Source organism: Thermogemmata fonticola (assembly GCF_013694095.1).
GTDB classification, from domain to species: Bacteria; Planctomycetota; Planctomycetia; order Gemmatales; family Gemmataceae; genus Thermogemmata; species Thermogemmata fonticola.
Genome location: NZ_JACEFB010000019.1, coordinates 62586 through 71425 on the forward strand (window position 1 = coordinate 62586; position 8840 = coordinate 71425).

Sequence of the window (8840 nt, forward strand, 5' to 3'; positions counted from 1 at the left end):
GGGTGGGGCTGTTGGTGGCATGCTTTCAGGTGGTAATGTTGGAGCAGGAGTTGGTGCAACCGTGGGGGCGCCATTTTTTGGAATTAGTGCGTTACCCGGTGCGATTGCCGGTGCTGTGGTTGGTGGAATTGGAGGCTTTATTGCCGGTGGTGCATTATCTGAACCAGCTTATACCGCCATGAGCGGCAACCCTGACCCGCAACTGTCGTCGTGGGAAGAAGCATGTATGGGCATAATCATAGGAGGACCTGTTGGAGTGGTTGCAGGAATTTTAGGACCAGCCAGTTGGTCGCTTTATACCGGTGCATTTTGGGCTTCGCCTTTTGCCTACACCCTAGGGATTGCAACTCCAGGAGCAACGCTACCCGTTTCTCATTGGGGTAGCAATCAGATCCAATCGGGATCGTGGGTTATGGTGGGGCGACCCGATTTTGTAAGCTGGTTTTTATCCGGTAAATGGCAGTGGTGGGGGAGTAATCGGTATGCTTCACTGTCTCAGGTAGTTACTATTGAGGTTCATCCTGGCAACGTTGTAATGCCTTGGACCGGTGGTGCTCCATGGTGGGAGTGGTGGAAGGCAATCTTGGGGCAGCGGATGATTAGGTAAGCTAAACTAACAGTTTGTAATGTATCGACATCTAATAAATAGTTTTGTAACATTAAGTAATCTGTAAAGTATGAATGCACAGCAGACAGTAGAATCGACGGCCTATTGGGTGCAGGTGACAGGATCACTATGTTTTCTGTTTCCCGGTATTTTCTTAGTAGCATGCAATTGGTTACTAGTTATCATCTATTGGGTGAAAGGACGCTGCAGTTCACTTGCACCTCCCATCGGCGGCTTTTGCATGTTTATCGGGTTGTTGTGCTTCCCTTCTACTTTTCTAAAATCTGTTAGCTGGATAGGACTACTTGTTGATCCAGGAACAACTGTTCTGGTAATCGCAGTACTTAAGTATTGGCGAGGGCGAGCAGACAAGGATCGAGCGCATTAAACGTCGATGGTCGCTCATAGGTACCCTTGGACGCCAATTTCACCGTGACGGCGGTGGTGGATGACAGTGGGGAGGTGGTCGAGCGTTACATCTACGATCCTTTCGGCCAGGCGACGGTGCTGGATGGGGAATGGAATGTTCGGTCCGGTGGCAGAGCCTACGATTGGCACTATCGGCATGAGGGTGGACGGTACGATGTCACCAGTGGTCTGTACCACTTCCGCCACCGCGACTATTCCCCCACCCTCGGCCGCTGGACGAGCCTCGATCCCCTCTCCTACGCCGCCGGAGATGTCAACCTCTACCGCTCCCTCGGCAATGACCCGATCAACTCCCTCGATCCAAGCGGCCTGGAGGAGGTAGTGCCGTACTATGACGTCACGCTTGCCTTGGTACCGGCAGCATCAAACCCAGGTGGGCTGGTCGATCGTCTCAAGGGAACACTCAACACACTCCAGGATGCGCTCAACAAACTCAAAAACCTCAATAAGCTGACACCGCAACAATGGGAACTGGTCCTCGATCTAGCCCAACTGACGCTAGACATCATCGGGATTGTGGAGCCGACGCCGATCGCTGACGGGCTGAACATGGCAATCTCGATTTGGCGGTGGGATATATCAGGGGCGGTGCTCTCAGGGTTGGGGATGTTCCCGTGGTTCGGTGACCTATAGCGAAAGCCGGGAAGCTAAAACATTACTTCAATCGGGCGCACGAACTGCTCCGGATGGCGGCAAGGGATCGACAATTGCTGGAGATGCTGGAGCCGGTCTTGCGACCAGTTTACAGTACCCTCGAGCAACTGCCGCTGGAGCGACTGCCACAGATGTGGCAGTGGCTGGTTGAGCCGATCGCCAAGCTTCGCGACGAAATTGGAAAAGTTCTCAATAATTCCGTCAAGGCCATAGCGAAGACTCCCGCTCAAGCCTTGGCAGAGCAAGTCAAAGCAAACGGGTTCAATATCCTTCGCAGTGCAGGAAGACCTGGCTCTAATCCAAACATTCGAGAATTAGCTGGCACACAATCTGAAGCTCGAGCCTTTTTCGACACTATCACCGCTGGTGGAAAAGTCATAGTAAACGATCCTAAACTCGTCATCGTCAAGATGGGCGATGGAACTATTTTGACTTTCCGGCCCGCCGCTAAATATCCAAATAAGGTAACAAGGAAACCACCTCCTACTATTGACATAAATATTCCTGGACAAGCACACCTGAAACTATAAATGCTTCCGGAGGACAATCAATAGAGATATATGTTTGGGGGCACGCGTCATGCTAGAAAAATTGCGAAAATTATTCGTTTCATGCAGTCCGTTTGATGAACCGTTTCAACCTTCCGTTGAAAGACGATTACTTCTTTATCCTACCGATGGTTACATACTGACTGAACAGCAATTCAAAGCACTCAGCAGTGCTGCTGCCTCTCTGGGTGATACAACAGGATATTGTGTTCTTACAGAACGTATACATGATTTGTCAGATAATGATATAGACTTAATATGTTACGAAATCGATCTGCGCGACTACGGGAGTTATCGTAAACTCAGTTATTCCGCTCCCGTCGTTGAAGAAAATGTATTAATATCTGATCGTGCTGAATGGGCAGTACTTTTTTCTACGGAGTTTCACGCATTAGTGGGAGGTCCAAAGTCATTTATCGAGGAGTTTGTGCGTCTTTATCCCGAAGTGGATAAGGAATTTGACGACTTTGTCAAAGCTTGGAAGGCGGATGCCGAACGAATAGGTTATGACATTTCTTGGTTGCCGAAATTAGCTGCTCATCTCCATCGAAATCTAGATCTATGATTTTACTGAAATATAGATTCTGTGTAATTAAGGAAAACTTATTGCTTTGGATGATGTTGCTGCATCATTGTTCTCCCTAATGTGGAACGGCGGATCATTAACACAAAAGTCAGGAGTATCGGCAGAACCTGTTCCAATGCTTTCATTAGCTGATGATAACATCCCAGTATACCCTGAGGCTAGACAAGTCATTTCCTCCTAATGCCGTTTCGAGTGGCGGACTCTAACTCGCAGGTAGAACTCTGGTCGCCGGTGTATGTGGATGCCCTGATCCTCCGTGACCGCGACACCAACGGCGACGGCACGCTGGACGAGCGCTTGTGGGTGGTGCAGGATGCCAACTATAATGTCACTGCGCTCTTTGACAACGCGGGTAACGTGGTCGAGCGCTACATCTACGACCCGTTCGGCCAAGTCACGGTGTTGACTGCCAGTTGGGCGGTGCGGTCGGCGAGCGCTTATGCTTGGGTCCACCTGCATCAAGGTGGACGGTTCGACGCCACCAGCGGCCTGTACCACTTCCGGAACCGCGACTACTCGCCGACTTTGGGCCGCTGGACGAGCCTCGATCCCCTCTCCTACGCCGCCGGGGATGTGAACCTCTACCGCTCTCACGGCAATGACCCGATCAACTCCCTCGATCCAAGCGGCCTGGATGAAATCGTTATCGAAGGTAACAGTGTATACTTTGAGCGACGGTACTATGTCACTTTATGGAAGAACGGTGGCACCTACTGGATTGGTACGCTGATTGAACATGAGGGCGTTCGGTATGTTCAGCACGGCCAGTATTGGGTTCCGCTCGATGAAGTAGAAGAGGCAATTGAGCGAACATTCACTGTCGCTTATGGTGGAGAACGGCGGGAAGATCCGAATAAGATAACTGAGTGGTTCCGCAAGAATAATGTTCGAGTTTCAGGAATTGTTAAATCTCTAGGTCACCACATAGACGGTATTCCGCAGTATTCTGATGAAGAAAAGAAGCAGGTTAAAAAGGCTTTGCCCAATTAATCGAGGGCGCGCAGTTTGAGTGGGACTGCCTGTTGGATTTCGGGGTAAATGTTATGAATGGGTGGATGAATATAACCGTAGAAATGCAGCACTTTTGACGCGGTTGCGTCAGGAAGGAGTACTCGGCAAACTCATTGATGTAGATAACCAGTGTTGGTACAACGTGCCCGCTCACTGTATTCCAATATTCTGGGGTGCCGGACATACGGCAGTACGTATTACTTTACGGGATGGTAGCTACATTTATCTTGATGATGGCAATTGGGGTAAGGGTGATAAAGTGTTTTTCCCTGATGATATACCTTGGTATCAGAGTCACGCTTTCGGTCCACCTGTCGGATTTCCCCCTAAGAAGGCCAAGTAGTAGAGGAAGGTGCTGCGCCAAAACACTCTGACACATGTAGGGATAGAGTGAATGCGCGACAGTTCTACGATATATGGAAAATTTGCAGAGAATATTGGTCCAGAGAAGAATCCCTTACAAGATGCGATATTCTGGAGGATTCATTATGAAACGCTGGCGGTTCATAATTGGATGTTGTATTATTTTAATGGTTATATTGATACTTGGAATGTCGGTATTTGTTCGTGTAAAAATGCAAGAGCACATTATTGGAATGAAGGCAGCTATTTGCTCGGCATCCATGCGCAGGATTGGCAGGGCGATGGAGTGTTATCATGATAAATATGGACATTTACCCCCGGCATATGTTGTTGGTCCTGATGGGAAACCAGCCCATAGTTGGCGAGTCCTGTTGCTCGAGTTCCTGGAGCCAGAATTATATCATGAATACCGATTTGACGAGCCGTGGGACGGACCGAATAATCGGAGGCTTGCAGACAAGATGCCCTTCTATTATGCTTGTCCAGCCGATTCCAAGGCAAAGAGGAAGCGACAGACGAATTACTTTGTGGTGGTCGGTCCTGGGACAGTTTTCCCCGGTGCACAGACGGTGAAGCTCTCCGACATCCAGAGGCCCCATGAGGAAACGATTCTTATTGTTGAGGCGGTGGGTTTGGGGGTGCATTGGATGGAGCCGAGGGACCTCGACTGGGAAACACTAAGTGTCGAAGTGAATGACCCGACACGACCAAGCATATCCAGCAAGCACAACAGATATGGACCCTTCGTATGCACGATTGGTAGGGGCAGTTTCAGGATCAACGAACTCAGTCCTGAACGTGTGCGGGAAATGCTTCTAATCGCAAAATAGATTTGGTGATGGAAATGCTCAATCTAACTTTGGGACCCCTAACGTCGCTACAAACTATTCTATTACACCGCACATTGGAACCTCGTACTATTGATGTTGGAGGAACGGGCCGGCGGTGAGACCACAGTGCAGTACGTGTGGTCGCCGCTTTACGTCGATGCCCTCATCCTCCGCGACCGCGACACCAACGGCGACGGCAGTCATGTCGCCACGATGGCCGAAGGGTGGCATGCGATTCCCCTCGATTGTCAGCCAGCGTTTGGGATTGCACTCTGAAACAGGAGGAAGACAGCATGCAGGGGGGAAGCGGTGACAGCGTTGGTATCGTGGGATGGCCAGCAGAGGGCAGAATGTGGACCGTTTCCTGGGGCGCCGTTCGCGGCAAGGGGATGGCGGAATACGATGGAAGCAGACAGGCGCGGCGCAGGTTCAATCATCAGGCTGGACCATTCTAGGGTGGTGATGATGAGCGGAGATGTCCCTGGGAGCGAGGGTTTGCAGTCCCGGCGGCGCGTGGCTGTTTTTACGGGCAGTTTTGATCCGCCGACGAATTATCACCGCGAGGTGGTCCGCCGCTTGCGCGAGGCTGGCTTCGCGGAGGTGATCGTGCGTCCGGTGGTGCCTCGTGCAGAGACGCCGGACGGGGAACATGCCGAGCCGCTGCATCGGGCCGTGATGGCAGACCTGGCCTTCCGGGACCTGCCTGGGGTGGTCGTGGATTTGGCGGAGTTGGAACACGGGCAGCATCTCCCGGATCATCTCCTGGCGGAGGCATACGCTCAACGCGGGGAAGTGTGGCAGGTGGTGTCTGCCGAGTTCGTGCGGGGGGGGCAGCAAGGGGCTTCGTTGATCCAAAGCCGCTGGCAAGAAGGACCGATCTGGTGGCAACAGGGCCGCTTTGTTGTGCTCCATGCGCGTTCGGCGCCGCCCCAACAGGACGATCTACCGCCTCATGCCCTGGTCCTGAGCGTGGACGATCACATTCCCACGGCGGAGATTCGCCGCCGGGTCTTTGAAGGCAAGGATATTCGCCCGTATGTGCCGGAAGCGGTGTATGCCTACATCCGGCGTTATCGCCTTTTCACGGGTGTTCCCGCGCCGCGGGAGACGCGTGTCGTGCTCGACGATGTCCGGCTGCGTATCCTCTGGGATGAGGCGAATCCGCTGGCTCAGAAACTCGCCGAGCGCTTCCAACGCTGGCAGGGGGAACCGCCGACCGCCATCCTGGTCCTGGGGGGAGATGGCACAATGCTGTCCGCCATCCGCCGCCACTGGCGGGAACGCCTGCCGTTTCTGGGTCTGAATGCCGGCACTCTCGGCTTTTTGATGAACGAGGAGTTGCCCGAAGAACTCGATCACTTGGAACTGGTGCTCTATCGCATGCCGATGCTGCGGGTGGAAACCACGGCTCCGGATGGCCAGCGCCAGCAAGGTCTGGCGTATTGCGACGCCTGGATGGAGCGGGATAGCGGTCAGGCGGCCTGGCTGCGCTTGGAAGTCGATGGCCGCATTCAAATCCCCAAACTGGTCGGCGATGGTCTGCTCGTGGCCACTCCGGCGGGTTCCTCCGGTTATGCACGAGCTATGGGAGCTACGCCCGTGCCGCTGTCCGCGCCGGTCCTCACTCTGGCCGGTTCCAACGTCTTCCAGCCATATTTCTGGAAACCGGTCACCTTGCCGGAAACGGCCCATGTCCGCATCTGCAATCTAGATGAGCGCGGCAAGCGGCCAGTCCGCGGCTTCCTTGATGGCCATCCCCTCGGACCGGTCAGCACGATGGACATCCGCCTCAGTGCCGTAGCGGCGGCAGAACTCGCTTTCACTCCTCAGTACGACTTGTCGGAGCGCCTCCTCCGTTCGCTCTTTCCGACGAAGGAGTGAGGGGGGCGCCCGCAGAGAGAGACGCAGCGGGAAGCGGAGGCGTTGGGTTGTCACCACAGGTCGGCATACCGTCTCGTTCTGCCGGGCCGGAAGGGGCTGCGGCGGAGGGGAGGGTTTTCGGGCCGGCCTCGGCTTCCATCCGGTGAAGGGCTTCGGGAGAGGTCATGGCCTTTGGTCCGGCAGGTGGGGGCAGGTGCTCAACGTGTGCCTCGTGGTGGCTGCGGCGGGTCACCCTTTCCATAGCACTTTCCAAGGCATGGGTGAGGACTTCGGCGGGCCGGGCGATCAGCGGCGGAACCTCTGCCGGGTCCCCGACCACCACGCGCCGGCTCAATAGGTACTTGTGCACGAGCACTCCGGCCACGGCAGACAACACCGCGACAATCACCAGCGGCCGATACTCCTCCTGCACCTTCTGAATCTGGCGGAAAACCACCAGCACCTGATCGGTCAGCACGTAGGACAGCCAGAACAGCAGATTCACAAGGGGAATGGCGTAAATGCCATCGGCGATGAGAAAGCGGAGGAGCGGAACTCGGAGCACGCCGGCCATCAGGAAGATGGGCGTACGGATGCCTGGGAGAAGACGAGCGCCGAGCAGGACGAGAATCCCGCGGGCAGCAAAATTGCGCTCGATCTGCTCACGCTTATCCGGGGGGAGCAGCCGGCGCTGGACCCAGCCGATCTCCAACAGCCGCCGTCCCCAGAGCCGCCCAGCTCCATAGAGCAGGCCATCCGCCGTGACAACCCCGGCGATCACCACCGGCAGCATGATATACCAGCGTAAATTGGTGTCCCCATGCCCCACGAGGATTCCCGCGGTAATGACTGGCAACTCTTCCGGGATGGGGAAGCCGAAACCCGCAGCGATCAAGGCCACGAATATCCCCACATACCCGTATTTGTCGAAGTTTTCCAACATTGCTGATCCCCGCGGGGTGAACGTCCGTCTTCCGCCTGATCCCGATAGGCCCGTTCCTTCCTCCGCTTCATCCTCCATTGAGGTGCGTCACAGGATGGCAGCCTCCCGCAGTGATGGAAATAGTTCTTTCAACGGTTCCCAGTACCCAGGCAGTGGGGCGATGAAAGTGCAGCGCTGGCCGAACTCCCCGTGCAACGGATGGCGCAAGGTCAGCCGCCGGGCATGTAAGGCGATACATCGTCCCCGATTGTCCGCCGCCTCCGGACCAAAGCTGTGCGTGCTGCCGTAAAGAGTGTCGCCGAGGATGGGATGATCCCGCCAGGCCGCCTGAGCGCGCAGTTGATGCATCCGGCCCGTCTGGGGGTAAAAGGCCAGCCACGTTAGCTCTTCCCCCCAGGCCAGCACGCGATAGCGGGTCTCGGCCCATTTGGCCCCGGCTTCTCCGAGTTGACTCCGTTCCACTCGTGCCACCTCTGGAACCTTGCGCAGCCAGTCCTGCCAGCTTCCTTCCGGTGGTTCCACCCGCCCGCTCACTACCGCCCAGTATTCCTTCTCGACGGTTCGCTGTTGGAACTGTTCGTGGAGCCGCCGCGCCGCCTTCGTCTGCCGGGCGAGCACCAGCACACCGCTCACGGGCCGGTCCAGCCGCTGGGGCACCCCCAAATACACACCTCCTGGTTTGTTATACTTCTGCCGCAAGTATTCCTTCACTTCATCCTCGACGCTCGGTATCCCCGCCGGAGCTTGTGTCGCCAATCCCCCCGGCTTATTCACCACAATGATGTGACGATCCTCGTGCAGAATCCACTCCGTTACGCCTTCCATCGCTCCCTGCCTACTCTGCCGCCGGCGGGTGTTCTCGCCCCTGATCCTATTCTACCAAATCGTCTCATCACCCTGCGGCAGTCTTTTCCAAGGGAACACCGTTGGCTGCTCTGCGCAAAGGTTCTTTTCCGGTATCTCTTCCCCAACACTATCCCAACGCCGGCCCAAGCTGCCGCCTCGCGGG

The 8840-nt window shown here is 55.2% G+C and carries 10 protein-coding genes; 8 read left to right on the forward strand and 2 right to left on the reverse strand.

From position 1 onward, the window contains the following. Positions 1–14: 14 nt before the first annotated feature. From H0921_RS16720 to H0921_RS16755, 8 genes are all read left to right on the forward strand, one after another. Positions 15–182 (forward strand): hypothetical protein, encoded by a 168-nt coding sequence (locus H0921_RS16720; RefSeq protein ID WP_194539682.1) that lies wholly within the window; start codon positions 15–17, stop codon positions 180–182. Between the two features lie 857 nt (positions 183–1039). Next, on the forward strand, positions 1040–1669 hold the full coding sequence (locus H0921_RS16725) for an RHS repeat-associated core domain-containing protein (protein ID WP_315851928.1): 630 nt from the start codon (positions 1040–1042) through the stop codon (positions 1667–1669). Between the two features lie 53 nt (positions 1670–1722). Beyond that, positions 1723–2220 (forward strand): hypothetical protein, encoded by a 498-nt coding sequence (locus H0921_RS16730; RefSeq protein WP_194539670.1) that lies wholly within the window; start codon positions 1723–1725, stop codon positions 2218–2220. A gap of 49 nt (positions 2221–2269) precedes the next feature. After that, entirely contained in the window at positions 2270–2803 is a 534-nt protein-coding gene (locus tag H0921_RS16735) for a hypothetical protein (RefSeq protein ID WP_194539671.1), read from the forward strand. 252 nt (positions 2804–3055) lie between these two features. Beyond that, positions 3056–3814: an RHS repeat-associated core domain-containing protein gene (locus tag H0921_RS16740; RefSeq protein ID WP_315851929.1), complete on the forward strand. Its 759-nt coding sequence runs from the start codon at positions 3056–3058 to the stop codon at positions 3812–3814. A gap of 509 nt (positions 3815–4323) precedes the next feature. Then, entirely contained in the window at positions 4324–5028 is a 705-nt protein-coding gene (locus tag H0921_RS16745; RefSeq protein WP_194539673.1) for a DUF1559 family PulG-like putative transporter, read from the forward strand. Positions 5029–5121: 93 nt separating this feature from the next. Further along, entirely contained in the window at positions 5122–5304 is a 183-nt protein-coding gene (locus H0921_RS16750) for a hypothetical protein (protein ID WP_194539674.1), read from the forward strand. A gap of 189 nt (positions 5305–5493) precedes the next feature. Continuing rightward, positions 5494–6909, forward strand: a complete 1416-nt coding sequence (locus tag H0921_RS16755) for an NAD(+)/NADH kinase (RefSeq protein WP_194539675.1) — start codon at positions 5494–5496, stop codon at positions 6907–6909. On the opposite strand, the gene H0921_RS16760 is transcribed toward H0921_RS16755, so the two are convergent. Both H0921_RS16760 and H0921_RS16765 read right to left on the reverse strand, forming a co-directional pair. After that, the gene (locus H0921_RS16760) at positions 6848–7831 is read right to left on the reverse strand and encodes a DedA family protein (protein ID WP_194539676.1); all 984 of its coding nucleotides are present in this window, start codon (positions 7829–7831) and stop codon (positions 6848–6850) included. The genes H0921_RS16755 and H0921_RS16760 overlap by 62 nt on opposite strands. Before the next feature lie 87 nt (positions 7832–7918). Beyond that, entirely contained in the window at positions 7919–8656 is a 738-nt protein-coding gene (locus H0921_RS16765; RefSeq protein ID WP_194539677.1) for an RluA family pseudouridine synthase, read from the reverse strand. Positions 8657–8840 lie beyond the last annotated feature (184 nt).

What these genes read in the sequence shown, in the direction of transcription:
- H0921_RS16730 (WP_194539670.1), top strand. Translation starts at nt 1,723, where the DNA reads ATGGCGGCAAGGGATCGACAATTGCTGGAGATGCTGGAGCCGGTCTTG.
- H0921_RS16735 (WP_194539671.1), top strand. Translation starts at nt 2,270, where the DNA reads ATGCTAGAAAAATTGCGAAAATTATTCGTTTCATGCAGTCCGTTTGAT.
- H0921_RS16745 (WP_194539673.1), top strand. Translation starts at nt 4,324, where the DNA reads ATGAAACGCTGGCGGTTCATAATTGGATGTTGTATTATTTTAATGGTT.
- H0921_RS16750 (WP_194539674.1), top strand. Translation starts at nt 5,122, where the DNA reads ATGTTGGAGGAACGGGCCGGCGGTGAGACCACAGTGCAGTACGTGTGG.
- H0921_RS16755 (WP_194539675.1), top strand. Translation starts at nt 5,494, where the DNA reads ATGAGCGGAGATGTCCCTGGGAGCGAGGGTTTGCAGTCCCGGCGGCGC.
- H0921_RS16760 (WP_194539676.1), bottom strand. Translation starts at nt 7,831, where the DNA reads ATGTTGGAAAACTTCGACAAATACGGGTATGTGGGGATATTCGTGGCC.
- H0921_RS16765 (WP_194539677.1), bottom strand. Translation starts at nt 8,656, where the DNA reads ATGGAAGGCGTAACGGAGTGGATTCTGCACGAGGATCGTCACATCATT.